The sequence below is a fragment of the Mycobacterium lentiflavum genome (genome assembly GCF_022374895.2).
In the GTDB taxonomy this organism is placed as follows: domain Bacteria; phylum Actinomycetota; class Actinomycetes; order Mycobacteriales; family Mycobacteriaceae; genus Mycobacterium; species Mycobacterium lentiflavum.
The window spans coordinates 420,369-446,932 of sequence record NZ_CP092423.2 but is presented as its reverse complement, the minus strand read 5'-3'; the positions used below and the strand labels follow the sequence as shown (position 1 = coordinate 446,932).

The following is a 26,564-nucleotide window of genomic DNA, read 5'->3' as shown; positions in this document are numbered from 1 at the left end:
AGTTGGACGACGAAGAAGACATGCTGGTCGCCACGGTGCGGGCGTTCATCGACCGCGAGGTCAAACCGACGGTCCGCGAGGTCGAGCACGCCAACGCCTACCCCGAGGCGTGGATCGAGCAGATGAAGCGGATCGGCATCTACGGCCTGGCCATCCCCGAGGAATACGGCGGCTCGCCGGTCTCGATGCCGGGGTATGTGCGAGTCACCCAGGAGCTGGCCCGCGGCTGGATGAGCCTGGCCGGCGCGATGGGCGGCCACACCGTGGTCGCCAAGCTGCTGGTGTTGTTCGGCACCGAGCAGCAGAAGCGGACCTATCTGCCGCGGATGGCCACCGGCCAGGTGCGGGCCACGATGGCGCTGACCGAACCCGGCGGCGGCTCCGACCTGCAGAACATGTCGACCACCGCGCTGTCCGACGGCTCCGGCGGCCTGCTGATCAACGGCGCCAAAACCTGGATCAGCAACGCGCGCCATTCCGGGCTCATCGCGCTGCTGTGCAAGACCGACCCGCAGGCCACACCACGCCATAAGGGCATCTCGATCGTGCTTGTGGAGCCGGGGCCGGGTCTGACGATCTCCAGGGATCTACCCAAGCTCGGCTACAAGGGCGTCGAGTCGTGCGAGCTGTCCTTCGATAACTTCGCCGCTCCCACGGCTGCCGTCCTGGGAGGCCGTGTGGGCGAGGGCTTTTCGCAAATGATGAAGGGCCTCGAAACGGGACGCATCCAAGTGGCGTCCCGCGCCCTGGGCGTGGCGACCGCGGCACTCGAGGATGCGTTGGCCTATGCCCAGCAGCGGGAGAGCTTCGGCCAGCCGATCTGGAAGCATCAGGCCGTCGGCAACTACCTCGCCGACATGGCCACCAAGCTCACCGCCGCCCGCCAGCTCACCCGCTACGCCGCGCAGCGTTACGACAGCGGCGAACGTTGCGACATGGAAGCCGGGATGGCAAAACTGTTCGCCTCCGAGATCGCGATGGAGATCGCGCTGAACGCGGTACGCATCCACGGCGGCTACGGCTACTCCACCGAGTACGACGTCGAGCGCTACTTTCGCGACGCGCCACTGATGATCGTCGGAGAGGGCACAAACGAGATCCAGCGCAATGTGATCGCCGGCCAGCTGGTGGCCCGAGGCGGCATCTAAGCGGAGGCTGAATCGGCGCTTGACCTCCGGTTGTGCGCTATATTTGCCTGACTTGCGCACCAGCAAACCGGCGCGGGAGTAAACCTATTGGACCGAAAGAAAGTCGGTTGCCATGAGTTATCCCCCAGGGCCGTACGAAGGCTCCCCCGAGTGGCAGGGCCAACCCCAGCAACCGGACTGGCAGGGTCAGCCGCAGCAACCGGGCTGGCAGCAGCCACAACAACCGGGTTGGCCGGCCCAGCAGCCCGGCGCCTGGCCGGGCCAGCAGGAACCGGATAACTACCTCGTCTGGGCGATTCTGTGCACGGTGCTGTGCTGCCTGCCGTTCGGCATCATCTCGCTTGTCTACTCCAACAAGGTCTCCGGACTCTGGGCGCAGGGCCGGGTTGCCGAGGCACAGGAAGCGTCGAGCAACGCCAAGAAGTGGGCGATCATCGGCGCCATCGCGGGTGGCGTGACGTATGCGATCATCGCGATCCTCTACATCGTCATCGCCGTGGTCGCCGTGTCCAGCATCCCGTCGACGACCAGCACCACCTTCGGGGGCTACTGAGAAATCGGTTGCGCACCAACGTAAGTCGCATCAATTAGCCCCCAGCGCAGCGCCGTATCGACGCCGACTGTCCGGCCGGACAGCACCAGATAGGCCGTTCGCCAGCGGCCGATGCGGCGCGTGATGCTCACGGTTCCGCCGGCGCCCGGGATCAAACCGAGGCTCAGTTCCGGTAGCCCGAAGACCGAATCCTGCTGCGCCTCAACCCAGCCGCAGAATGCGGCCATCTCCAGGCCGCTGCCCAGCACCCGACCGTGCACCTGGGCGCGGCAGCACCGGCCGAGCTTGGCGGTCAGCGCGTCGAGCGCCAGCGCCGGGCTGTGACGGGTGCGGGCCAGGTGCGCGCTCGCAGGATCGGCGAAGGTGCCGAATTCGGCGAGATCCCCGCCACTGCAAAACGACGGACCGTTGCCGCTCAACATGATTCCGGCGACCGACGGATCGAGTTGCGCGACGGTCAGTGCCTCCAGCAGTGCCGCGCGGGCGTCGGTGGAAAACGCGTTGTGGCGAAGTGGGCGGTTGAACTTGATCAGCAGGGTATCGCCGTCGCGCTCGGCCTGCACCGGGTCCGGAATCTCGGGCATCCGGGCCGGGCCGCGTTCGGCGATCCAGCGCGCGAACTCCGGACCGGCCTGCAGGGTGGAGTAGGCCAGCGATTCGGTCAACACCCCGGCCAGCGTCGGGCCATCGGGCGTCATCGCGCGCAACACGTCGTCGCAGACACTGCTGGCCTGCGGCCAGTGCTCACACCGCTTGCGCAGCTCGGCGAGCGTCTCGGGGACAGAATCGACGGTGATCACCCGCGGGTCGTCGCAGGTGTCCTCGGTCAGCGTGAAAGTCGCTGCGTCCAGCAATGATTCGCCTTGTGCGATCTCAGCGGCCGATCCGACGCCGACGACCACGCCGGGCGGCGACGACAGGCCCGACTCCGGCGCACTCGATATGTCGACGACCCGGAACATCGGTCACACCGAATACTTCTCGATCAGCGCGTTCTTGTAGAGCTTGCCGGTGTCGGTGCGGGGCAGCTGCTTCTCGAACGCGATCGAGCGCGGGCATTTGAAGTGCGCCAGTCGGTCTCGCAGCCAGGTCATCAGCTCGTCACCGAACTCATCGCTGGCGTCGGCCTCATCGACGGTCTGCACGGCCGCCACCACTCGCTGACCCATCTCGTCGTCGGGCACCCCGAACACCGCGGCGTCCAACACCTTCGGGTGGGTGACCAGAAGGTTCTCAGCCTCCTGCGGATAAATATTCACTCCACCGGAGATGATCATGTGGTGGCGCCGGTCGGTCAGGTACAGGTAGCCCTCCTCGTCGAGGTAGCCGATGTCGCCGACGGTGGTCCAACCGTGCTCGTCGCGGGACGAGGCGGTTTTCGTTGGGTCATTGAGGTATTCGAACGAAGCTCCACCTTCGAAGTAGATCTCGCCGGCCTCGCCGGGCGGCAGCTCGTTGCCGTTCTCGTCGAGAATGTGCACAGCGCCCCCCATGGGTTTGCCCACCGAACCCGGATGCGCCAGCCAGTCCTCGGCGAAGATCAGCGTCGACCCGTGTGCTTCCGACGACGCGTAATATTCGTCGACGATCGGTCCCCACCAGTCGATCATCTGCTTCTTGATCTGTACCGGGCACGGCGCCGCGGCATGCATCACCCGCTTCAGGCTGGACAGGTCGTAGGAATCACGGACGTCCTGAGGCAGTTTCAGCATCCGGACGAACATGGCCGGCACGAACTGGCCGTGGGTGATCCGGTGCCGCTGGATGGCGTCCAGCGTCCCCTCGGCATCGAAGCGCTCCATCACCACCGTGGTGAGACCCGCGGCCTGCACCGTCATGGACCACACTGACGGCGCGGTGTGATACAGCGGGGCGGGACTCAGATACACCGTGTCGCTATCCATCCAGAAGTCGACCAGAGCCGACATCATGCCCGGCGCGTCTTCCGGTGGCACGTGCGGCAATTCGCGTTTGATCCCCTTGGGCCGGCCGGTGGTGCCCGAGGAGTATTGCAACAGGTCGCCCTCGATCTCGTCGTCGATCGGGGTATCCGGTTGATTCGCAACGCATTCCGGGTAGCGCTCCCAGCCCGGCAACTCACCGTCGGCGATCAGCAGCAGCTCGGGCAGACCGTTCGGCAAATGCTCGGCCAGCCCGGCGAGGGTGTCGCGCAGCGCCGCCGATCCGACGATCGCCTTGGCGTTGCTGTTGTCGATGATGTAGGCCGCCTCGGCCGCGGTCAGGTGGGTGTTGATCGGCACGTAGTACAGGCCGCTGCGCCGAGCCGCCCACATGACCGCATGGATGTGCTGATTGTTCTCCATCAGGATCGCGACGCTGTCGCCCTCGCGCAGGCCCGCCTGACGGAACCGGTGTGCCAGCCGGTTGGCCCGCGCCTCGAGTTCATCGAAGGTGACGACCGTTCCCGATGGGTACAGGATGATCGCCGGTTTGCCGGAACCGAGGTAGGGGCGGATCTGCATGCGAAAGACTGTACCGCCGCCAAATTTGACGGGTGTCAAGTGCCCCGGGGCTGTTCCTTCTCGGGCGCAATGTCCATGTACGCCAGCCGCGCCCGTCGTTCTCACTGCGGCGCCTGGCGGTCAATCCATGCCGCCTGGGCGATGTGCGTCACGTCGAGATACCGCGGTGAGTGCGTGGCGGCGATCAACGATCGCAATGCGATGATCTTCAACGGCGCCGCCGCCGTGCAACTCGCGCTGTTAGGAACTACCGCGTCAGCCGTGCGGCGCCTCGGAGATCTTGGAGTCCGGCTTGCCCAACGTTTGGCACCAGGTCTGTGCGGACAGTCGCGTCGCGGAAATCTCCAAATTGGCCGGGTCCTGGCCGCTCTTGTCCTTCAGCATTTTGCTGACCTCGTCGTTCTGCTTCTTCTCGTCCTGGGTAATGAAGTCCTTGCACTTGGTGTCACCGCCAGTGTTGATCACCTGTGACGCGGAACATCCACTGAACAAGATTCCCGCTGCCGCAACCGCTATCGCGAGCGCGGGGGTTGTCGTTGACTTCATCGTCGGCCTCCCAAGATCGGACTGTTAGCTATCTATACACCGCAGCGTGCGGTTCCAAACAAGGCACGCAAAAAGTTGCCGAGCAAACACAGAATCGCGTGTCCCGACGTCAGTCGGCGCGACTCTATGTCTGCTCGCGATGTAAGAAGAGCTACTCGGATTCCGCGAGCCGCTGCTTGAGCGCCTCGAACTCGTCCTTGACGCCGGTGGGCAGCTTGTCGCCGACGAACTCGAACCACTCCTCGATCAGGGGCAGTTCCTCGCGCCACTCGGCCGTGTTGACCGCCAGCGCCTTGGCCACGTCGCCGCCCTGGATGTCGAGCCCGTCCAGGTCGAGGTCGTCGGCCGTCGGCACGATGCCGATCGGGGTGTCCTGGCCGCCGGCCTGGTGCTCGATGCGGTCGACGATCCACTTGAGCACCCGGCTGTTCTCGCCGAAGCCCGGCCACAGGAAGCCACCGTCGGAGTCGCGGCGGAACCAGTTGACGAAGAACACCTTTGGCAGCTTGGACTCGTCGGCGTTCTTGCCCAGGTCGATCCAGTGCTGGAAGTAGTCACCGACGTGGTAGCCCAGGAACGGCAGCATGGCCATCGGGTCGCGGCGCACGGTGCCGACCTTGCCCTCGGCGGCGGCGGTCTGCTCGCTGCCCATCGTGGCGCCCATGAAGACGCCGTGCTGCCAGTCGCGGGCTTGGGTCACCAGCGGCACCGTCGTCTTGCGGCGCGCGCCGAACAGGATGCCGGAAATCGGCACACCCTGCGGGTCGTCCCACTCCGGCGCCAGGATCGGGCACTGCGACATCGGGGTGCAGTACCGCGAATTCGGGTGCGCCGCCTTGGTGTCCGACTCGCGCAGGATCCAGTCGTTGCCCTTCCAGTCGATCAGGTGGTCGGGCTCGCCTTCCAGACCTTCCCACCACACGTCGTTGTCGTCGGTCAGCGCGACGTTGGTGAAGACGGTGTTGCCGGCCGCCATGGTGCGCATCGCGTTCGGGTTGGACTTCCAGTTGGTGCCCGGCGCGACGCCGAAGAAGCCGAACTCCGGGTTGACGGCGTACAGCCGGCCGTCCTTGCCGAACCGCATCCAGGCGATGTCGTCACCGAGGGTCTCGGCGCGCCAGCCGGGGATGGTCGGCTGCAGCATCGCGAGGTTGGTCTTGCCACACGCCGACGGGAAGGCCGCGGCGAAGTAGTAGGCCTTGTTCTCCGGGGAGATCAGTTTGAGGATCAGCATGTGCTCGGCGAGCCAGCCCTCGTCGTGCGCCATCGCCGAAGCGATACGCAGCGAGTAACACTTCTTACCCAACAGCGCGTTACCGCCGTAGCCCGAGCCGTAGCTCATGATCTCGCGGGTCTCGGGGAAGTGGGTGATGTACTTGGTGTCGTTGCACGGCCACGGCACGTCTTTTTGGCCGGGCTCCAGCGGGGCGCCCACCGAGTGCATCGCCTTGACGAAGAAGCCGTCGTCGCCGATCTTCTCCAGCGCCGCCTTGCCCATCCGGGTCATCACCTTCATCGAGATGACGACGTACTCGGAGTCGGTGATCTCCACGCCCAGCTTGGGGTCGTCGGCACCCAGCGGGCCCATGCAGAACGGCACCACCCACATGGTGCGACCGCGCATGCAGCCGCGATACAGGTCGTTCATCGTGGACCGCATCTCGGTCGGGTCCATCCAGTTGTTGGTCGGACCCGCGTCGATCTCACGCTCGGAGCAGATGAACGTCCGCGACTCCACCCGCGCCACGTCGGACGGGTCCGACAACGCCAGGTAGGAGTTGGGGCGCTTCTCCTCGTTCAGCTTCTTCAGGGTGCCCGCCTCGACCAGTTGCGTGGCCAGCCGGTGGAACTCCTCGTCGGAGCCGTCAGCGAACACCACGCGGTCGGGCTGGGTGAGCTCGGCAACCTCCTCTACCCACGCCAGCAGCCCCCGGTGATTCGTGGGTGCGTTGTCCAGACCGGGAATGGTCGCTGAGGTCATCGAACTCTCCTGAATTCATCTCCGTACGCGCGGGCATATCGTGATTGCGTATGCAGTCGCCCACACAGATATTGACATGGTGGCGTTAGCTACAGGTTATCGTGATCCCCTTGCTGGGGAAGGCCCGGGCGGGTATAAGCCTTCTCACAACAACGATTCAGAAGCGCTTAAACGCTCACGAATTTTCCTCATCCGCACTCCTCGGGGCCGATTTAGTGTTTTCTGCCCCGCCACTGTCCTCGGCGGGGCCGTCGGGTCGGGGTATACCCGGTTCTCCGAGTTCTGCACGCACCGCGTCCAGCGCCGCTTGAACCGTCGGCATTTCCCGTTCCCGGGCGGCGGTGGCCCGCGCCGCGGCGATGGCGTGCTCGCGCAGCTCGGTGTCGATCACGCTGACCTGTTCTGACACCTGCGTGTTCTCAGCCTCGTCGTGAGCGACCAGCCCGGTACTGAGCAGCGCCTCGGCGGTGAGCACCCGGGTGGCGACCAGCTCCTCGACGACCGATTTCAGCGCGGACGTCAGATCACCCGTCCAGCGGTCCAGCAACGCGCGGTCGTGGAGCAGGGCGCGCAGTCTGACCACCAGCACGGTGATCCCCGCGCCGAGGGCCACACACGCCAGCGCGCCGGCGATCTCCAGCGCCGGATTCAGCCGCTGGGCCAGGCCGGACACCAGCCGAAACAGCGTCAACGCGACGCCCGCCCCGAACCCGACGCCCAGCAGCAGCATCAGCCAGGTCTCCTGCCGGCGGGACTTCAGCGGGGGCGGCGCGACGTCGACGGTGGGCAGCTGCTCGATCGGCGGTAGCTCCATCGGCAGGTCCAGCTCGCGCGCGACGTCGTCAAGCTGGGTGGTGGCGCCCTCGTTCACCTCGCTGACCACCTCGGCGGCCCGGCCCCGCGCGTGCGCCTCAAAACCTGCCATGTCGCGACGAGGCAGGTGCGCGGCATCCTCTTGTAGCTCGCTGCGCACCGACGAGCATCGGTTCAGCGCGAAGTGCGACAGCTGAACCCGGGCCTGTTGGGTCTGGCCGCGCATCCGGATGGTGCGCTCGGATTTCGCTTGCCTGCGCTCACGCAGCGCCGTGCTGCGCTCCTGGCGCAGCGCGTCGACCCGGGCCCGCCGCCCGGTGCTGTCCGCATCGCGGTCGAACCGCTGCGCGACCGTTTGAAGCCGGGATTCCCAGGCCCGCAACCGGTTTCGCCGCCCGACGTCGGCAGCGTCGAGCTGCTTCGCGACGGTGTCGACCAGTTCGTCCAACTGCGGCTCACCCAGCTCGGGCGCGGCGGCCGCACCGATCCACGGCACCTGGGCGTAGCGCGGCGCATGTGCGGCGAGCTTGTCGCGGTTGGCACTCAGTACGTCGCGCCAGGCGCGGTGCACGTCGATCTTCGACACCACGGCGACGACGACGTCGGTGTGCTCGCAGGCGGCGTCGAGCAGCGCGCAGTCCGACGCGGTGAGTTCGGCGGCCGCAGAGACGACGAACACCACCGCCGTCGGCGCCTCGCCGGGCTGCAGATCCGTCGACTCGACGAACTTGTGCGCGGGCAGCCGCTCGCCCAGCGCGGTGGCCACCCCCGTCACGCCGGCCATCCACGGGCCGGTCACCAGGACGACGTCGCGACGGCTGACCACGGGCGACTCCAGCCGCGGCCCGATCGCCGCCACCAGTTTGTCGACCTGGGCGGCCGGATCGGCGGACGGATCGCCGCTCATGATGACCTCCGGGTCTGCGACCACAGCCGCAACGATCCGCGTGCGATGTCCGCACCGCAGCTGCGCTGCAGTTCACTCGCCGATCCGCGACTGTAGCGCTGCCAGCACGCCGCGCGGCGCAGGTGTCCGGCCGGGTCGTCATCGCCGTCGACATCGAGCCCTGCCGCCTCAACCACGTCGACGGCGGCGGCCATCCGCGCCAGCACGGTGTAGTCCCCGGACAGGAAACCGCTGATCTGCTCACCGATCAAGCGGCCGACGGCCAGGGCCTCCAGCTCCGCGGTGGCAGCCAGCACCCGCCGGTAGCGCAGCTCGACGCCCAGGGCCGCCAACCGGGCGATCACCGCGTCGACGCCGCTGACCCGCCGCAGCAGGGCCCGGAACTGCGCCGGCGTGGCGTTCCGGCGGATCGCGGCGACGGCCAGTGCGGTGCCGAACACATCCAAGCTGTCCAGCAGCCGCATCCGCGCACGAGGCGGCACGGGATTGTCTGCCGCGACGAAATCCTCTAACGAGCCGTCCAGGCCGGCGGGGTGGGCGGCCAGTGTCTGCAGCGCCGTCCACGCGGTGGCGTCCAGTCCGTCGGACGCGGCGACCGCCAGCAAAGCGCTCATCGGTTCGACCGGGCCGTCGACGACCTCGGCGAGCCGCTCGCTTTGGGTCCGTGCCTGCCCTAGCGGACCTGCCCCGCGGCGACCGGACAGCGAGCCGAGCAGGTCGGCCTTGTTCAGCACGGTCAGCACCGGGCGGCCGGCGGCCACGATCGCGTCGACGTCCTCGGGTTTGACCACTTCAGCGACGACCTGGACGACCAGGTCGGCCTCGCCCTCGGCCGGCGTCACGGTGATTCCCGACGCCATCCCGGCGTGACCCAACGCGCGTGCCACGGTGCCGCGACCGACTCCGGCGCGCCCGTGTACTGCGACCCGCAGCGGCGCGGCGACCTTCTCGGCGATCGCCGTCACGCGCGCGTCGTCACACCTAGCAGCAAACCGTGTCAGCTCGTCGGTGAAAACTTGGCTCCCCTGTACCTTCATTTCTTGCCCGCTCGATCCGATCGGTCCGCGCGCCACGGCGGCGTTGCTTGCGATCGCATGCGGGGTTGTCGCAGGCGCCGGGCCTGTTTGCCGGGCAAACGATCGGGCACCACCGCATAGTGGCACTTGTGTCGTCGAGTTGCGAGCCACCGTCTATCTGTTACCAGTTGAAGGCAACTGTTGGGTATCAATCTGGACCAGGAGCGGCTACATCGGGGATTCATGGGCCACCATGGACAAATGCATGCGCAACCCGGGGTCGGGACGTGTCCCGATGCACCGGCGGAGGTGGGAGCCGGCCTGGACACCGAAGAAAGTGTGTCGCCGGCGTCGGATCCGGACGGTTCGCACGACCCTCAACGGGGCTATCTACCGGCGACCAGCTTCCGCTCCAGGCGTTCCACCCTGTCCGGCGGCCAGCGGGAGACCTGGGACCGGCGGTGGCCGGCGATCGGCCTCTCCGACATTCCGCGCCGCTTCGAACCGCTCGACACCCGGGCGTGGTTCGGCAGGCAGGCGCCGCTCGTGCTCGAGATCGGCTGCGGCAGCGGCACGTCGACGCTGGCGATGGCCCGCGATGAACCCGAAATCGATGTGATCGCCGTGGAGGTCTACAAGCGGGGCCTGGCCCAGCTGCTGTGCGCGATCGACCGCGAGCAGGTCAGCAATATCCGGTTGATCCGCGGCAACGGGATCGACGTGCTGCAGCATCTGATCGCACCGGCCTCGCTGACCGGGTTTCGCCTCTACTTTCCCGATCCGTGGCCGAAGGCGCGCCACCACAAACGCCGCTTCCTGCAACCGGCCACGGTTGGCTTGATCGCCGACCGGTTACTCCCGGGGGGTGTCCTGCACGCCGCGACGGACCACCCCGGCTACGCCGAGCAGATGGCCGAAGTCGGCGACGCCGAACCGCGACTGTGTCGCGTTGAACCCGGCAGCGGGCTGCCGATCTCGACCGAGCGCCCGACGACCAAATACGAGCTGAAAGCCCAAGAAGCGGGCCACTCCGTATCCGAGTTCATCTGGAAAAGACGATGATTATGAGCCTCGCAGAAGAAACGACCGCGGCAAGCGCCGCAGCGCCGGCAGCGCCGTCCGGCGACGATCTGGGCAGCCTCGATACGCCGCCGCAGCGCGTGTTGCTGGTATGGGACGCCCCCAACCTCGACATGGGGCTGGGCTCCATCCTGGGCCGGCGCCCGACCGCGCTGGAACGCCCCCGGTTCGACGCGCTGGGGCGTTGGCTGCTGGCGCGGACGGCCGAGATCAGCGCCGGGCGGCCGGGCGTCATCGTCGAACCCGAGGCCACCGTGTTCACCAACATCGCGCCGAGCAGCGCCGAAGTCGTTCGACCCTGGGTCGATGCGTTGCGTAACGTGGGGTTCGCGGTCTTCGCCAAGCCGAAAATAGATGAAGACAGCGATGTCGACCGGGACATGCTCCAGCACATTGAACTGCGGCGCCAAGAAGGGCTTGCGGCGCTGGTCGTAGCGTCCGCCGATGGACAAGCGTTCCGTCAGCCGCTGGAAGAAATCGCGCGCGCCGGGGTTGGTGGCTCAACCCCCGTTCAAGTGATCGGATTTCGCGAACATGCGAGTTGGGCACTAGCGTCGGATACCTTGGACTTCGTTGACCTGGAGGACATCGAGGGTGTTTTCCGGGAACCGCTGCCGCGGATCGGCCTAGATTCGCTGCCCGACCAGGGAGCGTGGCTGCAGCCGTTCCGGCCGCTGTCCGCGCTATTGACCACGCGTGTGTGAGACTGGCGTGAAAAACGAAAGACACAGCGCGGGTCGCTGTCGGTGATCCAGTAAGGAGCTTACGTGTTCGCCTGGTGGGGTCGAACCGTGTACCGCTACAGGTACATCGTGATCGGGGTCATGGTGGCTCTGTGTCTTGGCGGCGGCGTCTTCGGGATGAGCCTGGGTAAGCATGTCACGCAGAGTGGGTTCTACGACGACGGCAGCCAGTCCGTTGCCGCGTCGATTCTGGGTGACAAGACCTACGGACGCGACCGCACCAGTCAGATCGTGGCGATCTTCACCGCCCCCGACGGCAAGACCGTCGACGACCCGGTGTGGCGAAAGCAAACCGTCGACGAGCTGAACAAGTTCGTCAAGGACCATCCCAACCAGGTGCTCGGCTGGGCCGGCTGGCTGGCGTTGGCCCCCGGTACCGACCCCCCGAACGCCCAGATCAAGGGCATGGCGACGGAGGACAGGAAGCACACCTTCGTCACCATCCCGCTCAAGGGCGACGACGACGACACCATTCTCAACAACTACAAGCTCATCGAGCCGGCCCTGCAGAAGCTCAACGGCGGCAAGGTCGAACTCGCCGGACTCGAGCCCGTCGCCAGCGCGCTGACCGGCACCATTGCCACCGACCAGAAGCTCCTGGAGTATCTGGGCCTCCCGCTGGTGACGGTGGTGCTGTTCCTGGTGTTCGGCGGCGCCGTCGCCGCCGGCCTACCGGTCATCGTGGGGGGCCTGAGCATCGCGGGGGCATTGGGCATCCTGCGCTTCGCCGCCATCTTCGGCCCGGTGCACTTCTTCGCTCAGCCGGTGGTCTCGCTGATCGGATTCGGTATCGCCATCGACTACGGCCTCTTCATCGTCAGCCGCTTCCGGGAGGAGATCGCCGAGGGCTACGACACCGAGGCCGCGGTGCGGCGCACGGTGATGACGGCCGGTCGTACGGTCGTCTTCTCGGCGGCGCTGATCATCGCCTGCAGCGCCAGCCTGCTGGTGCTGCCGCAGGGCTTCGTGCACTCGCTGACCTATGCGATCTTCGCCGCGGTCGGGCTTGCCGCACTGCTGTCGATCACCTTGCTGCCGGCGGCCCTGGGCATCCTCGGGCGCAACGTCGACGCTTTGGGCGTGCGGACCGCCTTCCGAGTCCCGTTCTTGCGCAACTGGAAGGTTTCCCGGGTCTTCCTGGAATGGCTCGCCGAGCGGCTGCAGAAGACCAAGACCCGCGAAGAGGTCGAGGCCGGCTTCTGGGGCAAGCTCGTCACGACCGTGATGAAGCGCCCGCTGGCCTTCGCCATCCCGATCGCCGTTGGCATGATCCTGCTGGTCATCCCGCTGGGCAACCTGTCGCTCGGCGGCATGAGCGAGAAATACCTGCCACCCGACAACGCCGTGCGCATGGCGCAGGAACACTTCGACAAGCTGTTTCCCGGGTACCGGACCGAGCAGTTGACGGTGGTGATCAAGAGCAACAACCACAGCAAGGTCACCGACCAGCAGGTCGCCGACATCCGCAACCGGATCTCGGGGATCACCGGGTTCACCGACAAGACGTGGGAGGAGCGCCCCTGCCCGGTGATCGCCGGCAACCCCTGCGTCGCGGGGCCGAACGGGACCACCCAGCCCAAGGACGATTCGGTGCGGGTGATCCAGAACGGCCTGGTCAACAAGAACGATGCCCAGAAGAAAATCAACGAGCTACGGGCGATCAACCCGCCGAAGGGGCTGACCCTGCTGGTCGGCGGCACACCGGCGCTGGAGCAGGACAGCATCCAGAGCCTGTTCGACAAGGCTCCGCTGATGCTGGTGTTGCTGCTCAGCGCCAGCCTGTTGTTGATGTTCCTGGCATTCGGGTCGGTGGTGTTGCCGATCAAGGCCGCGCTGATGAGCGCGCTGACGCTCGGCTCCACCCTGGGCATCCTGACGTGGATCTTCGTCGACGGGCACTTCTCGACCTGGCTCAACTTCACCCCGACGCCGCTGATGGTGGTGCTGATCGCGCTGGTCGTCGCGGTGGGCTTCGGTCTGGCCACCGACTACGAGGTTTTCCTGGTGTCCCGCATGGTCGAGGCCCGTGAACGCGGCATGTCGACCGCCGAGGCCATCCGGATCGGTACCGCGACGACCGGGCGTTTGATCACGGCCGCCGCGCTGGTGCTCGCCGTGGTCGCCGGCTCGTTCATGTTCTCCGATCTGGTGATGATGAAGTATCTGGCGTTCGGCTTGGCGGCGGCGCTATTGCTGGACGCGACCGTGGTCCGGATGTTCCTGGTGCCCTCGGTGATGAAGCTGCTCGGCGACGACTGCTGGTGGGCCCCGCGCTGGGCCCGGCGGCTGCAGAACAAGATCGGCCTGGGCGAAACCGATCTGCCTGACGAGCGCAAGCGCAGCGCCGTCAACGGGCGCACGATCCGGCCGCCGGTCGCGGCCAGCCTGGTCGCCGCCAAACCGCGGGCGCCGCACGACCCCACGCACCCCGGCGCGCCCCCGGAGCCGTCGCGGCCGTCCGAGCCGCGACCCGCAGCGGAGCTGCCCGCGGGGCCGAGCCGCACCCCTTCCCGGCCCAGCCAGCCAACCGAAGCCAAGACGACGCGCTTCTCGGCTCAGGGCAACGCCGACCCACGGCCCGCGGCGGCGCCGCCCGCGCCGCCGCCGTCGGCCGGCCAGACCCGGGCCATGCCGGTTCCCGGCAACCACGAGGGCACGGCCGACCCGACCACCGCGCTTCCGGTGATGCGTTCGGAGGGCAACGATTCCGACCCCGCCACCGAGAAGATGAACGCTCGCGGGCAGGGCGGCCAGGCTGACGGTGGCGACAATGCGCGTCCGCGCCGCCGCGCGGGCGGTGGGCTGTCCGCGCAGGATCTGCTACGCCGCGAGGGACGACTCTAGTCCCGCTCGGTCCTAGTCGGTCCGCTGCTCGGGCTCGTCCGCCTGGGCGTGTAAAACGACCCTGCCTTCGGCCTCCTCGTCCAGCTTTTCGGCTTCGACGGCTGGATCCCGGGCCAGCAGCACCTGGATCGCGTTGTTGAGGAACGCCACCGTCGGGACCGCCAGCAGCGCGCCGACGATCCCGGCGAGCACACCGCCGGTGGAGATCGCCAGCACCACCCCAAGCGGGTGAATCGAGACCGCGCGGCCCATCACCAGCGGCTGCAGCAGATGCGACTCGATCTGGTTGATCACGACCAGCAAGCCGAGCGTGATCAGCGCGTAGACGATGCCCTTGGTCAGCAACGCGACCACCACGGCCACCAGCCCCGAGATCAGGGCACCGATCAGCGGGATGAAGGCGCCGAGAAACACCAGCGACGCCAGGGGTAGCGCCAGCGGAACGCCCATGATGGCCAGCCCGGCGCCCACCCCGGCCGCATCGGTGAAGGCCACCAGGAAGGTGGCCCGGACGTAGGCGATCAGCGAGCCGTATCCCGCTCGGCCCGCCTCCATGACCCGGTCGCGCACGCCGATCGGGAAGATCTTGACCGTGTAGGCGAAGATGTTGCGGCCGCCGTAGAGGAAGAAAATCAGGGTGAACAGCACCAGCACCGCTGCGGTGAGCAGTTCGGTCAGGGTGGCCGCGGTGTTGAGCGCGCCGCTGGTCAACTTCGACTGATTGTTGTGCAGCGCCTGGATCGCGGCGTTGCCGGCGTTGGTGATCTGCTCGCTGCGCAGATGCACCGGCCCTTCGATCAGCCACCGCCGGGTGGTGTCGATGCTGCGGGTTACCTGCTCGGTCAGGTCTGGCAAACCGACGATGAACTGGGTGACGACGAACGCGAGGATGCCGCCCAGCACCGCGAACCCGCCCAGCAGCACCAATGCGACGGCACCGCCGCGCGGCAGACCCTGCCGATCCAGCCAGTCCACGACCGGTACCAGCAGCGCGCTGATCATCAGGGCCAGCAGCACCGGGACGACGATAATCTCCAGCTTGGCCACCACCCAGAAGAACGCGAGTGCCGCAGCGAAGATGGCCAGCAAACGCCAGGCCCAGGCTGCGGTGTTGCGGACAAGGGGCTCGACCGAGTCGTCGTCGGAATTTGCCGGCATTCGGCCAGCCTATCGGGCGCTCCGGAGTTGGTTCGGAGTTGGATAGTGACGCCAGCACGATCCGGTTACGACGGCGACACGCGCGGAGTTGCGTCTCGATGGGCTTGCCACCTGCGCGGTTACCCTAAATCCCGTGCCGCACCACGCGCCCATCCGCAACCTCCGCTTGCCGGGCGGCGGCGCGTTTGCGCATGAGGGTGAGCCGCTGACTCAGGCGCGGGAGAGGCAGACATCGCGCGGCAAATACCGGTGGGTGCGCTGGGCGGTGCTGGGCCTGGTCGCGATCGTGCTCGGCGTCGAGGTCGCCCTGGGCTGGGATCAGCTAGCCAAGGCGTGGACGAGCCTGTTCCAGGCCAACTGGTGGTGGCTGCTTGCGGCGGTAGCGGCGGCGGCCGCCTCGATGCACAGCTTCGCCCAGATCCAGCGCACTCTGCTGAGGTCCGCCGCGGTGCACGTCAAGCAGCTGCGCTCGGAGGCCGCGTTCTACGCCGCCAACTCGCTGAGTACTACGCTGCCGGGCGGACCGGTGCTGTCGGCGACGTTTTTGCTTCGGCAGCAACGCATTTGGGGAGCCTCGACCGTGGTGGCGTCCTGGCAATTGGTGATGTCCGGCGTGCTGCAGGCGGTCGGGTTGGCGCTGCTCGGGTTGGGCGGCGCCTTCTTCCTGGGCGCGAAGAACAACCCCTTCTCGTTGTTGTTCACCCTCGGCGGCTTCATCGCGTTGCTGCTGCTGTCTCAGGCGGTGGCCTCGCGGCCGGAGCTGATCGAGGGCATCGGCACCCGCATCCTGTCGCGGTTCAACTCGGTGCGCGGCAAGCCGGTCGACACACACCTGGCGAAGTGGCGCGAGATCCTGATGCAACTCGAGTCGGTCAGCCTGGGCCGGCGCGACCTCGGGGTGGCGTTCAGCTGGTCGATGTTCAACTGGATTGCCGACGTCGCCTGCCTCGCGTTCGCCGCATACGCCGCCGGCGACCACGCGTCGATCGCCGGGCTGACGGTGGCCTACGCCGCCGCCCGCGCCGTCGGCACGATTCCGCTGATGCCGGGCGGGCTGCTGGTCGTCGAGGCCGTGCTGGTGCCCGGGCTGGTGTCCAGCGGCATGTCACTGCCCAACGCGATCTCGGCGATGCTGCTCTACCGGCTGATCAGCTGGCTGCTCATCTCGGCGATCGGCTGGGTGGTGTTCTTCTTCGTGTTCCGCACCGAGCACCCGGGCGGTTCCGACGACGACCCCCCGACCGGTCCGCTGCCGCTCATCGAGCCACAGTTGCGGTACTGGAACGACGATCCCAGCGCCGACGCGCTGCAGGGTCCGTTACCGCCGCCGGAGAACCGCTAGCCGACTTTGTTCGGCCGCGAGGGGCCGGGCAGTGCGCCACCCGCTCCGGGCGCGGGCGCAGTGCCCTGGCCGGCGGCCGGCGAGACAGGCAACGCAGGCACCCCGCCGGCGCCTTGGGCCTGCTGCATCATGCCCATGGCCTGGGGAATGCTGATCGGCAGCTTGCACTGCATCGACAGGTTGGTCAGCGGCTGCGCGATCCCGGCCACATCGGCGGCCACCCTGGGGTTGCCCTCGAAGTAGGACTTCAGCCCGGTGACCGAGTCCGGGCCGGCCTGCTGCTGCAGCACCGTGGTCATCGCGTGGTTGGTCTCCGGGTGCGAGTCCAGGTAGTCGCCCATCGACTTGGAGACCGAACCGATCGTCCGGGCAATCTCGCTGGCCGCGCACGGGTCGTTGGCGCCGGTCGCCGGCGGCCCGGCCATCAGTGCGACGGCCGCGGCGGGCACTGCGGCCGCGAACAACCCTGCAACGAGCGTGCGCCGTCCGGTCAGCATCCCTGTCTTCATGCCTGAACTCCCCATCCCCCGCGCGGCCCAGCGTCATCCTGCCATCGGGGCCCAGACGCTGCCACCTGGTGTGACGCAGCTCCTGTTGATCACCGGTCGGCAACGACTCGGTCGCGGCTTGGCTACAGAGCCGTCTGCGCAGCTCACGAATTCGTTAAGCCGAACTACTGCACAGGCTGCTGCGGTATCGTCGCCCTCACGCGTAAGCGAGATACTTGGGGAGCCTGAAATCCAGCAGTTTATGATGCGCCTCAGCCGCAGCCTGCGCAGGTACCGCTGGTTGGTCTTCACAGGCTGGTTGTTGGCATTGGTCCCGGCGATCTACTTGGCGTTGACGCAGTCCGGGAATCTCACCGGCGGTGGTTTCGAAGTGGCCGGTTCGCAGTCGTTGAAGGTCCACGATCAGCTCGAGGAGCAGTATCACGACCTCGGCGCGTCGTCGTTGGCCCTGGTGGCCGCCCCGCGCCCCGACGCCAGCTATGACGACATGAACAACGCCGTGGCGCAGCTGCGCCAGATCATCGGCGAATTCCCCGGCGTCACCGAGAAAACCAACCCCACCCAGCGGCCGCCGCAGCCCGACCGGCCGTATGTCCTGACGCTGCGGCTCGACGCCCGCAACGCCGGCACCAGCGACATCGCCAAACGGCTAAGGCAGCAGGTGGGCGTCAAGGGCGACCAGTCCGGGCAGACGGCGGACGGCCGGGTTCGGCTCTACGTGATCGGGCAGGGCGCGCTCAGTGCGGCCGCCGCCGCGAACACCAAACACGACATCGCCAAAGCCGAACAATGGAACCTGCCGATCATCCTGATCGTCTTGCTCGCGGTGTTCGGCTCGCTGGCCGCCGCGGCCATACCGCTGGCGCTCGGCGTCTGCACGGTCGTGGTGACCATGGGACTGGTCTATTTCCTGTCGGCCTACACCACGATGTCGGTGTTCGTGACCTCGACGGTGTCGATGTTCGGTATCGCGCTGGCGGTGGACTATTCGCTGTTCATCTTGATGCGGTTCCGCGAGGAATTGCGGTCCGGGCGCCAGCACCGCGAGGCCGTCGACGCCGCGATGGCCACCTCCGGGCTGGCGGTGGTGCTGTCCGGGTTGACCGTCGTCGCGTCCCTGACGGGGATCTACCTGATCAACACCCCCGCGCTGAAATCGATGGCCACCGGCGCGATCATGGCCGTCGCGGTCGCGATGCTGACCTCGACTACGTTGACGCCCGCGGCGCTGGCGACGTTCGGCCGGGCGGCCGCCAAGCGTTCGGTGCTACTGCATTGGTCGCGGCGACCGGAAAGCACGCAGTCCCGATTCTGGAACCGCTGGGTTTCAGCCGTGATGCGCCGGCCGTGGATATCGTCCATCGCGGCGGCGACCGTACTGCTCGCTATGGCCGCACCGGCCACGTCGATGGTGCTGGGCAACAGCTTGCTGCGCCAGTTCGACTCCGCGCACGAGATCCGCGCCGGCGTCGCCGGGGCATCCCAAGCTCTCGGGCCCGGAGCGCTCGGTCCAATCCAGGTGATGGTGAGCTTCCCCGACGGCTCGGCGTCGGCACCCGAGCACAGCCAGACGTTGGCCGCCATCCGGCAGCGGATGGCCCAGGCCCCGCACATCGTCTCGGTGACCCCGCCGCAGTTCGCCGACGACAACAGCAGTGCTTTGCTGTCGGCGGTGTTGTCGGTCGATCCCGAGGACATGGGCGCCCGGCAATCCGTCGACTGGATGCGTGCCCAGCTCCCGCAGGTTCCGAATGAGGGCACCGCACGCGTCGACGTCGGCGGCCCGACGGCGCTGATCAAGGATTTCGATGACCGGGTCTCGGCGACCGAGCCGTTGGTGCTGCTGTTCGTCGCGGCCATCGCGTTCGTGATGTTGTTGCTGTCGATCCACTCGGTGTTCCTGGCCTTCAAAGGCGTGGTGATGACGCTGTTGTCGGTCGCCGCCGCCTACGGAAGCCTGGTCATGGTGTTCCAGTGGGGTTGGTTGCGCGATCTCGGGTTCGCCCACATCACGTCGATCGATAGCACGGTTCCCCCGCTGGTGCTGGCGATGACGTTCGGGTTGTCGATGGACTACGAGATCTTCCTGCTCACCCGGATCCGGGAACGCTTCCTGCACACCGGGAACACCCGTGACGCGGTCGCCTACGGCGTGAGCACCAGCGCCCGCACCATCACCAGCGCCGCCCTGATCATGATCGCGGTATTCATCGGCTTCGCGTTCGCCGGCATGCCGCTGGTCGCCGAGATCGGGGTGGCCTGCGCCGTCGCGATCGCGGTGGACGCCACCGTGGTGCGGCTGGTGCTGGTCCCGGCGCTGATGGCGATGTTCGCCCAGTGGAACTGGTGGCTGCCGGGTTGGCTGCGCCGTGTCTTGCCGTCGGTCGATTTCGACCGGCCGCTGCCCGAGGTCGACCTCGGCGACGTCGTCGTCATTCCCGACGACATCTCGGCGCTCACCGCGCCCAGCGCGGACGTGCGCATGGTGCTCAAGTCGGCGGCCAAGCTCAAGCACTTGGCGCCCGACGCCATCACGGTGGCCGATCCGCTGGCCTTCACCGGCTGCGGGCGCAACTGCAAGGGTGCCGACGAAGTCCGCGGCCAGGGCCCGGGACAGATTCCGCATCAGGTCAACATCGGTGACGGCGACGCCGTCGCGGTCACGCTCGGCGAGAAGAACGGCAGCAACGGTCAGACCAGGGCAGCATCCGGGGCCAAGAAGCTGGTCGACGGCCTGGCGTCGCGCAACGGCATCGCCCGGGCCATCCCGTGGGGCGATCGGCCGGTGCATCCGGTCACGCTGTGGCGGAGTCGGTTGTCGATTGCCATCGACGCGCTCGAGGCCGGTGCCCGCGACCGAAACCGGCCGCAATACGCGCGTCGCAGCCCGGTGGAAACCACCCACGTGCAATTGCCCACCGGCGATCGGCTGCAGGTCCCGACGGGTGCCGAGACGCTGCGCCTCAAGAGCTACCTGATCATGTCCCGTAACAGCAGCCGCGACTATGCCGAATTTGCTGACATGGTCGACACATTAGAACCGGAAACGGCCGCGGTGGTGCTCGCCGGAATGGACAGGTATTACTGTTGTCAACCGCCCAGGCAGCAATGGATCACCTCCCAGTTAGTCCGTCGACTAGCGGATCCGAATCCTTCCGATCTGCCTGACGCCGTCTCGGAACCGGACGCCAGGGCAGACTGGGATGACGTCAGGCAGCGCTGCCTTTCGGTGGCCGTCGCGATGCTGGAGGAGGCGAGGTGACGTTGGCAGCCGACCGTCGACGCGTGCCGCCGCCCCAGCAGCCCGCCACCGAACCGCGGCCGCATGATTTCGATCAGCCGGTGGAATTCTGGCCGACCGCCGCCATTCGCTCGGCGCTGCAGGGCGGCGACATCGACATTTGGAAGCGGATCGCCGCAGCGCTGAAGCGCGACCCGTTCGGCCGCACCGCCCGCCAAGTCGAAGAAGTCCTCGAGGGCACCCGCCCGTACGGCATCTCCAAAGCGCTGTGGGAGGTGCTGGAACGCGCCCGCACCCACCTGGAGGCCAACGAACGCGCCGAGGTGGCCCGCCACGTCGGGCTGCTGATCGAGCGATCCGGACTGGCCCAGCGGGAATTCGCCGCCCGAATCGGGGTGGCGGCCGAGGATCTGGCCTCCTACCTCGACGGCAGCGTCAGTCCGTCGGCCGCGCTGATGATCCGGATACGCCGGCTCTCGGACCGGTTCGTGAAGGTGAACACGCCGCCGCCCGAGGCCAACTGACTCAGCGGGCGTTGATCGGCAGCACGTCGTTCACCAGCCAGTCGCTGCCCCGTTTGACCAGCGCCACCCGCAACGCCGGCGCCGCCCGACTGGGTGGCTGGCCGGGCGTGTTCTGGGTGACCCGCAGGATCACCGCCACGCTGGCCGCGGTGGGTCCAAGCGCCTCGACCCCGGCCGCCAGTGTCGAGGCCTGCGCCGTGACATTGCGCCGCGCGAGTTCGGCGCTGGACTTCTGATACTGCTCCTTGAACGCGTCCGCGCGCTCGGGCACCATCATCGCCGCGGCGCGGTCGATCGAGCTGGTCGGGGCGCCCGGGGTGAACGACGCCATCGCCTCGGCCATCCCGCTGGCGACCTGGGCCACGTCGCGGGAATCCCTCCTGAAGTCGCGGTCGGTGCGCGTCCAATGCGTGTAACCGGTCAGCACGGCGGCCACCAGGGCTGCGGTGCACAGCAAGACGACAGCCAGGCGCAGGCCGGGCGCCTCGTCGTCGGTGCCGACGCTGACCGCATCCCGGCGCAGCAGCCAGAAGTTGACTCCGACGCCCTCGGTGATCAGCACCAGCAGCACCGAGCACACCGACACCCACCACAGCGGCCAGTCGAGGATGACGCCGATCATCAGCAGCGCAGCGATCGTGGCCAGCGGCGCCAGGATGTCGAAGGCCAGCAGCCGCCACCGGTTTCTCATCGGATCGACTCCAGGTGAGAGATCATCAGCTTGCCGTCGACGTTGGAGACGTCGAGGCGCAGGCTCCAGTGCACCGTCTGCGGCTTGGCGCCGACGTTCTCGCTGACCGACGTCGCGACCAGCATCACCGAATCCGTCCGGCTGGCGAACGGCGGCAGCTTGGTGGTGACTATTTCTCTTGGAGGCCTTGCGCCCTCCGGTTGGCTGTCCAGGTCGTGATGCACCGTCTCGATCGCCACCGACTCGATGCGCCCGCTGCTCTGCGACTGCAGCTTCTCCACCACCTGCCGATAAGGCTGCACCGTCGCGTCGAACTCGGTGTTCAGCTCGCCGACGGTCCCGTCGTGCAGCCGCTGCAGGCTGGCGTCGATGTTGGTGCTGTTCATGTTGATCAGCACGCCGGTCCATTCGGCGGCGGTCTGCATCACGCGACTCAGGTAGGTGCGTTCGGCCGACTCGGCGCGGTGGTCGGACCAGATGATCCCGACGAGCACCACCGCGGCGACCGACAGCACGCCGAGCACCGCCGAGGCGATGCCGTACGGAGAGAAGATCGCGCCGGCGGCGGCGTCGTCGTTGGATTCGGGCGCGCCGGCCTCGGCGTCCCGGTCATCAGCTTCGGTCGCCGGCTCGGTTTGCTCGCCGTCGGGCATGGGCGCGAGGTTACCCGGCCGCCGGTCGCCGTCGGCGCAGCAGGCGCCCGGCACGCAGGAGATGGTAAGGATGGCAGGGTGACGTATGCGGCCACCCGCTCGGGCCTCGACCTGAGCCACATCGACGAAAATGCCCGTCCCCAAGACGACCTGTTCGGTTACGTGAACGGTCGCTGGCTCGCCGACTACGAGATCCCCCCGGACCGCGCCACCGACGGAGCCTTCCGCACCCTGTTCGACCAGGCCGAGGAGCAGGTCCGCGATCTGATCATCGAAGCGAGCGACAGCGGGGCCGCGCCGGGCACCGACCAGCAGCGCATCGGTGACCTGTACGCCAGCTTCCTCGACGAGGACGCCGTCGAGCGTCGTGGCCTGCAACCGCTGCACGACGAGCTGGCCACCATCGACGGCGCGGCCGATTCGGCGGCGCTGGCCGCCGTCGTCGGCGCCCTGCAGCGCACCGGGGTGGGTGGCGGCGTCGGCGTCTACATCGACACCGACGCCAAAAACTCGACCCGCTACCTGGTGCACGTCAACCAATCCGGCATCGGGTTGCCCGACGAGTCGTACTACCGCGACGAGCAGCACGCCCAGGTACTCGCGGCCTACCCGGAACACATCGCGCGGATGTTCGCCCTGGTGTACGGCGGGGAGGCGTCGGACCACGCCGACACCGCGGCCCGCATCGTGGCGCTGGAGATTAAACTCGCTGCCGCGCACTGGGATGTGGTCAAGCGCCGCGACGCCGATCTGACCTACAACCTGCGCACCTTCGCGCAACTGCAGACCGAGGGCGCGGGTTTCGACTGGACCGGCTGGGTCACCGGGCTGGGCAGTACCCCCCAAGATGTCGCGGAAGTCGTTGTGCGCCAGCCTGATTACCTCACCGCGTTTGGTGCGCTATGGGACAGCGAAGACCTCGACGACTGGAAGCGCTGGGCGCGTTGGCGGTTGATCCGCGCCCGCGCCCCGTGGCTGACCGACGCGCTGGTCGCGGCCGACTTCGACTTCTACGGTCGCCTGCTGACCGGGGCCGAGCAGATCCGGGACCGCTGGAAGCGTGGGGTTTCACTGGTCGAGAGCCTGATGGGCGACTCCGTCGGAAAGCTATACGTGCAAAGGCATTTCCCGCCCGACGCCAAGGCCCGCATCGACACGCTGGTGGACAACCTGCAGGAGGCCTACCGGGTCAGCATCGGCGACCTGGACTGGATGACGCCGCAGACCCGGGAGCGTGCGTTGACCAAGCTGCGCAAGTTCACCGCCAAGGTCGGCTACCCCGCGAAGTGGCGGGACTACTCCGCGGTGGTGATCGACCGCGACGACCTCTACGGTAACTACCGGCGCGGGTATGCGGTCAACCACGACCGCGAGCTGGCTAAGCTGGGTGGACCGGTGGATCGCGACGAATGGTTTATGACGCCGCAGACCGTCAACGCGTATTACAACCCCGGGATGAACGAAATCGTCTTTCCCGCAGCTATTTTGCAGCCACCGTTCTTCGACGCCCAGGCCGACGACGCCGCCAACTACGGCGGTATCGGAGCCGTGATCGGACACGAAATCGGGCACGGCTTCGACGACCAGGGCGCCAAGTACGACGGCGACGGCAACCTCGTCGACTGGTGGACCGATGACGACCGCAGCGAATTCGGGGCCCGCACCAAGGCACTGATCGAACAGTACGAGGCCTACATCCCCCGCGAATTGAAGGGCCACCCCGGCCCGCCCCATGTCCAAGGCGCCTTCACCGTCGGCGAGAACATCGGCGATCTGGGCGGCCTCTCGATCGCGCTGTTGGCCTACCAGCTGTCGCTGAACGGCGAGGAGGCCCCGGTGATCGACGGCCTGACCGGCGTGCAGCGGGTGTTCTACGGCTGGGCGCAGGTGTGGCGCACCAAATCACGTGTGGCTGAGGCGATCCGGCGATTGGCCGTGGACCCGCACTCGCCGCCGGAGTTCCGGTGCAATGGCGTCATCCGCAACCTCGACGCCTTCTACGAGGCCTTCGACGTGACCGAGGACGACGCACTGTTCCTGGCGCCGCAGCGCCGGGTCAGGATCTGGAACTAGGCCCCAGCAGCCTGGCGAACAAGCGCCAATGCCTCGATGCGCGCCGGCACGTGCTTGTGCCACGGCGTTCCGGCGTAGGAGTCACGCCACCCGGTCGACGTCAACGCGTTCGGCGCCACACCGGGGACGACGGTTCGGCCGTCATCCTCGATGTAGTCGAGCCCAAAACCGTTGGGCAGGGCCGCATGTCCGGGCAGCATCGTCTCGGTGATCTCGACAGTCGCCTCGGCGCTGCCGGCCGCAGTGGTGATGCGCGCCCGACAGCCGTCCACGAGCCCGAGGTCGTGGGCATCCTCCACGCTGACCCGCAGCGCTCCGTCGGCGTCGCGTTTTCGCCAGGACGGGTCGCGGATAATGTCGTTCGCGGTGTAGGCCCGCCGCTCCCCCACCGAGAGCACGATCGGCAGTTCCGCGGTGGTCAGTTGTGGCGGCGCGGCAGCCAGGGCCCGCAAATCGCGCAGCATTTCCGGGATTTCGAGGGCGATCTTGTGGTCGGAGTGGCTGATCAACGCGAAGTCGTCCGCGTAGTTGTGCGCGGTGAAGACTACCCCCGACGGGCTGTTCAGGATGGCCTCGAACAGCGCGTTGCCGTCGGCGTGACCGGCCCGTCGCACGGCCTCGGGATAAGTCATCGCCGTCTTCTGCGCCAGCCCCCACACCGCGGCGGCCCCGGCCATGCCCTCGGGCAGCGTCGGCCCGAGCGTTTCGTAGAGCACATAGGGAACCAGCCGCGCCATCGTTGGATTGCCCGCGACGGCGTTCAGAAATGCTTCGGCGTACGCCTCGCGGCCCCGCTCGGCGGCCTCGCGCAGCGGCCGTAGCTCCGCGTCGTCGAGGACACCGAGGGCGCGCACCAGCCGGGCCCAGATCTCCGGTTCGGGCAGTGTTCCCTCGAGCGGTTTCAGCAGTGGTCGACGCAGGTGAAAGCCGTTGTGCGGGAACTCGAAATTGAAGAAGGTGGCCTCGGTCTTCTCGTACTGCGACGCCGCCGGCAACACGTAGTGCGCCAGCCGGGCGGTCTCGGTCATCGCGACGTCGACGACCACCATCAGCTCCAGCGACGCAAAGGCCTCCCGGCAAGCCGTCGAATCGGCCAGCGAGTGCGCGGGATTACCGCTCTCGACGATCATCGCCCGGAACCGGTCCGGGTGGTCGGTGAGGATCTCCTCGGGCACGACATTGGACGGGATCAGGCCGGCAATGATGGGCGCCCCGGTGACCGGGGTGCGGCCCGATACCGTACTGAACAGCGACGCCATCGACGAATGTAGGTGCTGGCCGCCCTTTTTCGCGAAGTTGCCGGTCAAGATCCAGAGCAGCTTGTTCAGGTAGGAGCTCAGGGTGCTGTTGGGGGCCTGTTGAATTCCGAGGTCTTCGAATACCGAGACGCTCTCCGCGGAGCCGATGCGCCGCGCGGCGGTCCGCAACAACTCCTCGTCCACACCGCAGCGCTGCGCGTAGTCTGCGACCGGTACATCGCGCAACGCGTCACGCACGGCCTCGACACCGTGCACATGCTCGGCGAGAAACGCTTCGTTGCATAGGTTTTCCTGAACCAGCACGGCGGCCAGAGCGGCCAGGCACCAGGCGTCGGTGCCCGGTCGTACCCGCAGATGGAAGTCGGACATCTTCGCCGTGTCGGTGACGACGGGGTCGATTACGATCAGCGATCGGTTGGGGTCCTTGGCGATCTCGTTGAGCACTACCCGGGCCCGGGGGAAGCTCTGCGACATCCACGGATTCTTTCCGACGAACACCGACACTTCGGCGTGCTCGAACTCGCCCCGGGTGTGGCCGCCGTACAGCTGCGCATCCACCCAGGCTTCGCCGGTCTTCTCCTGTGCCAACGCATTCGAGCGGTACTTCGACCCCAATGCCTTGAGGAAGGCGCCGCTGTAGGCCCCGCCCAGGTGGTTGCCCTGCCCGCCGCCGCCGTAGTAGAAGATCTTGTCGCCGCCGTAGCTGTCGCGGATGCGCTTGAAACCCTCGGCGATCTCGACAATCGCGGTGTCCCAATCGATTTCCTCGTAGCTGCCGTCGGGGCGGCGGCGCATCGGCGAGGTCAGTCGGGCGCGGTTGTTCTGGTAGTGGTCCAGCCGCAGCGCCTTGTTGCAGGTGTAACCCTGCGATGCCGGGTGGTTCTTGTCGCCGCGGATGCGCGACAGCGTGCGATCTTCGACTTGTACGACGATGCCGCAGTTGCATTCGCAGAGGATGCATGCGGTCGACTGCCAATCAGCGGCCATCGCGGGACTTCCT

The 26,564-nt window shown here is 67.3% G+C and carries 20 protein-coding genes; 9 read left to right on the top strand and 11 right to left on the bottom strand.

Translation table 11 applies throughout. The features are described from left to right. Positions 1-2: 2 nt before the first annotated feature. Positions 3-1,148 carry an acyl-CoA dehydrogenase family protein gene (locus MJO58_RS02160; RefSeq protein WP_239721881.1) on the top strand — a complete coding sequence of 382 codons (1,146 nt, stop codon included), beginning with the start codon at positions 3-5 and terminating at the stop codon, positions 1,146-1,148. A gap of 112 nt (positions 1,149-1,260) precedes the next feature. Then, positions 1,261-1,701, top strand: a complete 441-nt coding sequence (locus MJO58_RS02155; protein ID WP_239721880.1) for a CD225/dispanin family protein — start codon at positions 1,261-1,263, stop codon at positions 1,699-1,701. Here MJO58_RS02155 and MJO58_RS02150 read toward each other — a convergent pair. The 6 genes from MJO58_RS02150 to MJO58_RS02125 form a co-directional block, all read right to left on the bottom strand. Then, positions 1,695-2,663, bottom strand: coding sequence for an enoyl-CoA hydratase/isomerase family protein (locus MJO58_RS02150; protein WP_239721879.1), 969 nt, complete (start codon positions 2,661-2,663; stop codon positions 1,695-1,697). The genes MJO58_RS02155 and MJO58_RS02150 overlap by 7 nt on opposite strands. Positions 2,664-2,666: 3 nt before the next feature. After that, complete coding sequence (gene fadD4, locus MJO58_RS02145; protein WP_239721878.1) at positions 2,667-4,184, bottom strand: fatty-acid--CoA ligase FadD4; 1,518 nt, start codon at positions 4,182-4,184, stop codon at positions 2,667-2,669. A 255-nt stretch (positions 4,185-4,439) separates the two neighbouring features. Continuing rightward, entirely contained in the window at positions 4,440-4,730 is a 291-nt protein-coding gene (locus MJO58_RS02140; protein WP_239721877.1) for a hypothetical protein, read from the bottom strand. Between the two features lie 151 nt (positions 4,731-4,881). Next, positions 4,882-6,711, bottom strand: coding sequence for a phosphoenolpyruvate carboxykinase (GTP) (locus tag MJO58_RS02135; RefSeq protein WP_090598684.1), 1,830 nt, complete (start codon positions 6,709-6,711; stop codon positions 4,882-4,884). Between the two features lie 175 nt (positions 6,712-6,886). Then, positions 6,887-8,431: a hypothetical protein gene (locus tag MJO58_RS02130; RefSeq protein ID WP_239723138.1), complete on the bottom strand. Its 1,545-nt coding sequence runs from the start codon at positions 8,429-8,431 to the stop codon at positions 6,887-6,889. Continuing rightward, positions 8,428-9,468, bottom strand: a complete 1,041-nt coding sequence (locus MJO58_RS02125; RefSeq protein WP_239721876.1) for a hypothetical protein — start codon at positions 9,466-9,468, stop codon at positions 8,428-8,430. Before MJO58_RS02125 ends, MJO58_RS02130 begins: the two co-directional genes overlap by 4 nt. Positions 9,469-9,690: 222 nt before the next feature. Between MJO58_RS02125 and trmB the strand changes: the two genes are divergently transcribed. From trmB to mmpL3, 3 genes are all read left to right on the top strand, one after another. After that, the gene (gene trmB, locus MJO58_RS02120) at positions 9,691-10,509 is read left to right on the top strand and encodes a tRNA (guanosine(46)-N7)-methyltransferase TrmB (protein WP_239723137.1); all 819 of its coding nucleotides are present in this window, start codon (positions 9,691-9,693) and stop codon (positions 10,507-10,509) included. Positions 10,510-10,511: 2 nt separating this feature from the next. Then, positions 10,512-11,231, top strand: a complete 720-nt coding sequence (locus tag MJO58_RS02115; RefSeq protein ID WP_090598673.1) for a PIN domain-containing protein — start codon at positions 10,512-10,514, stop codon at positions 11,229-11,231. 63 nt (positions 11,232-11,294) lie between these two features. Then, complete coding sequence (mmpL3, locus tag MJO58_RS02110) at positions 11,295-14,114, top strand: trehalose monomycolate exporter MmpL3 (RefSeq protein ID WP_239721875.1); 2,820 nt, start codon at positions 11,295-11,297, stop codon at positions 14,112-14,114. Positions 14,115-14,126: 12 nt separating this feature from the next. Here mmpL3 and MJO58_RS02105 read toward each other — a convergent pair whose 3' ends face one another. Then, complete coding sequence (locus MJO58_RS02105; RefSeq protein ID WP_090598664.1) at positions 14,127-15,272, bottom strand: AI-2E family transporter; 1,146 nt, start codon at positions 15,270-15,272, stop codon at positions 14,127-14,129. A 133-nt stretch (positions 15,273-15,405) separates the two neighbouring features. Here MJO58_RS02105 and MJO58_RS02100 point away from each other — a divergent pair, with 133 nt between their 5' ends. Continuing rightward, a complete protein-coding gene (locus tag MJO58_RS02100) occupies positions 15,406-16,614 on the top strand; it encodes a lysylphosphatidylglycerol synthase transmembrane domain-containing protein (protein ID WP_434086293.1) in 1,209 nt (402 codons plus the stop codon). Here the strand turns inward: MJO58_RS02100 and MJO58_RS02095 are convergent. Further along, complete coding sequence (locus MJO58_RS02095; RefSeq protein WP_239721874.1) at positions 16,611-17,123, bottom strand: hemophore; 513 nt, start codon at positions 17,121-17,123, stop codon at positions 16,611-16,613. The genes MJO58_RS02100 and MJO58_RS02095 overlap by 4 nt on opposite strands. Positions 17,124-17,364: 241 nt before the next feature. Between MJO58_RS02095 and MJO58_RS02090 the strand changes: the two genes are divergently transcribed. Next, positions 17,365-20,385, top strand: coding sequence for an MMPL family transporter (locus MJO58_RS02090; protein ID WP_090598651.1), 3,021 nt, complete (start codon positions 17,365-17,367; stop codon positions 20,383-20,385). After that, on the top strand, positions 20,382-20,888 hold the full coding sequence (locus MJO58_RS02085; protein ID WP_090598645.1) for a transcriptional regulator: 507 nt from the start codon (positions 20,382-20,384) through the stop codon (positions 20,886-20,888). Before MJO58_RS02090 ends, MJO58_RS02085 begins: the two co-directional genes overlap by 4 nt. Position 20,889: 1 nt before the next feature. On the opposite strand, the gene MJO58_RS02080 is transcribed toward MJO58_RS02085, so the two are convergent. After that, positions 20,890-21,579, bottom strand: coding sequence for a hypothetical protein (locus MJO58_RS02080; RefSeq protein ID WP_090598641.1), 690 nt, complete (start codon positions 21,577-21,579; stop codon positions 20,890-20,892). Further along, positions 21,576-22,232 carry a hypothetical protein gene (locus MJO58_RS02075; protein WP_090598636.1) on the bottom strand — a complete coding sequence of 219 codons (657 nt, stop codon included), beginning with the start codon at positions 22,230-22,232 and terminating at the stop codon, positions 21,576-21,578. Before MJO58_RS02075 ends, MJO58_RS02080 begins: the two co-directional genes overlap by 4 nt. Before the next feature lie 78 nt (positions 22,233-22,310). Here MJO58_RS02075 and MJO58_RS02070 point away from each other — a divergent pair, with 78 nt between their 5' ends. Beyond that, positions 22,311-24,305: a M13 family metallopeptidase gene (locus MJO58_RS02070; RefSeq protein WP_239721873.1), complete on the top strand. Its 1,995-nt coding sequence runs from the start codon at positions 22,311-22,313 to the stop codon at positions 24,303-24,305. On the opposite strand, the gene MJO58_RS02065 is transcribed toward MJO58_RS02070, so the two are convergent. Next, positions 24,302-26,551, bottom strand: a complete 2,250-nt coding sequence (locus tag MJO58_RS02065; RefSeq protein WP_239721872.1) for a molybdopterin-dependent oxidoreductase — start codon at positions 26,549-26,551, stop codon at positions 24,302-24,304. The genes MJO58_RS02070 and MJO58_RS02065 overlap by 4 nt on opposite strands. Between the last annotated feature and the right edge of the window lie 13 nt (positions 26,552-26,564).

Excerpts from the sequence above, each read along its gene's own strand:
- MJO58_RS02155 (WP_239721880.1), top strand. The coding sequence starts at position 1,261 with ATGAGTTATCCCCCAGGGCCGTACGAAGGCTCCCCCGAGTGGCAGGGC.
- MJO58_RS02150 (WP_239721879.1), bottom strand. The coding sequence starts at position 2,663 with ATGTTCCGGGTCGTCGACATATCGAGTGCGCCGGAGTCGGGCCTGTCG.
- fadD4 (WP_239721878.1), bottom strand. The coding sequence starts at position 4,184 with ATGCAGATCCGCCCCTACCTCGGTTCCGGCAAACCGGCGATCATCCTG.
- MJO58_RS02140 (WP_239721877.1), bottom strand. The coding sequence starts at position 4,730 with ATGAAGTCAACGACAACCCCCGCGCTCGCGATAGCGGTTGCGGCAGCG.
- MJO58_RS02135 (WP_090598684.1), bottom strand. The coding sequence starts at position 6,711 with ATGACCTCAGCGACCATTCCCGGTCTGGACAACGCACCCACGAATCAC.
- MJO58_RS02130 (WP_239723138.1), bottom strand. The coding sequence starts at position 8,431 with ATGAGCGGCGATCCGTCCGCCGATCCGGCCGCCCAGGTCGACAAACTG.
- MJO58_RS02125 (WP_239721876.1), bottom strand. The coding sequence starts at position 9,468 with ATGAAGGTACAGGGGAGCCAAGTTTTCACCGACGAGCTGACACGGTTT.
- trmB (WP_239723137.1), top strand. The coding sequence starts at position 9,691 with ATGGGCCACCATGGACAAATGCATGCGCAACCCGGGGTCGGGACGTGT.
- MJO58_RS02115 (WP_090598673.1), top strand. The coding sequence starts at position 10,512 with ATGAGCCTCGCAGAAGAAACGACCGCGGCAAGCGCCGCAGCGCCGGCA.
- MJO58_RS02105 (WP_090598664.1), bottom strand. The coding sequence starts at position 15,272 with ATGCCGGCAAATTCCGACGACGACTCGGTCGAGCCCCTTGTCCGCAAC.
- MJO58_RS02095 (WP_239721874.1), bottom strand. The coding sequence starts at position 17,123 with ATGAAGACAGGGATGCTGACCGGACGGCGCACGCTCGTTGCAGGGTTG.
- MJO58_RS02090 (WP_090598651.1), top strand. The coding sequence starts at position 17,365 with ATGATGCGCCTCAGCCGCAGCCTGCGCAGGTACCGCTGGTTGGTCTTC.
- MJO58_RS02080 (WP_090598641.1), bottom strand. The coding sequence starts at position 21,579 with ATGAGAAACCGGTGGCGGCTGCTGGCCTTCGACATCCTGGCGCCGCTG.
- MJO58_RS02075 (WP_090598636.1), bottom strand. The coding sequence starts at position 22,232 with ATGCCCGACGGCGAGCAAACCGAGCCGGCGACCGAAGCTGATGACCGG.
- MJO58_RS02065 (WP_239721872.1), bottom strand. The coding sequence starts at position 26,551 with ATGGCCGCTGATTGGCAGTCGACCGCATGCATCCTCTGCGAATGCAAC.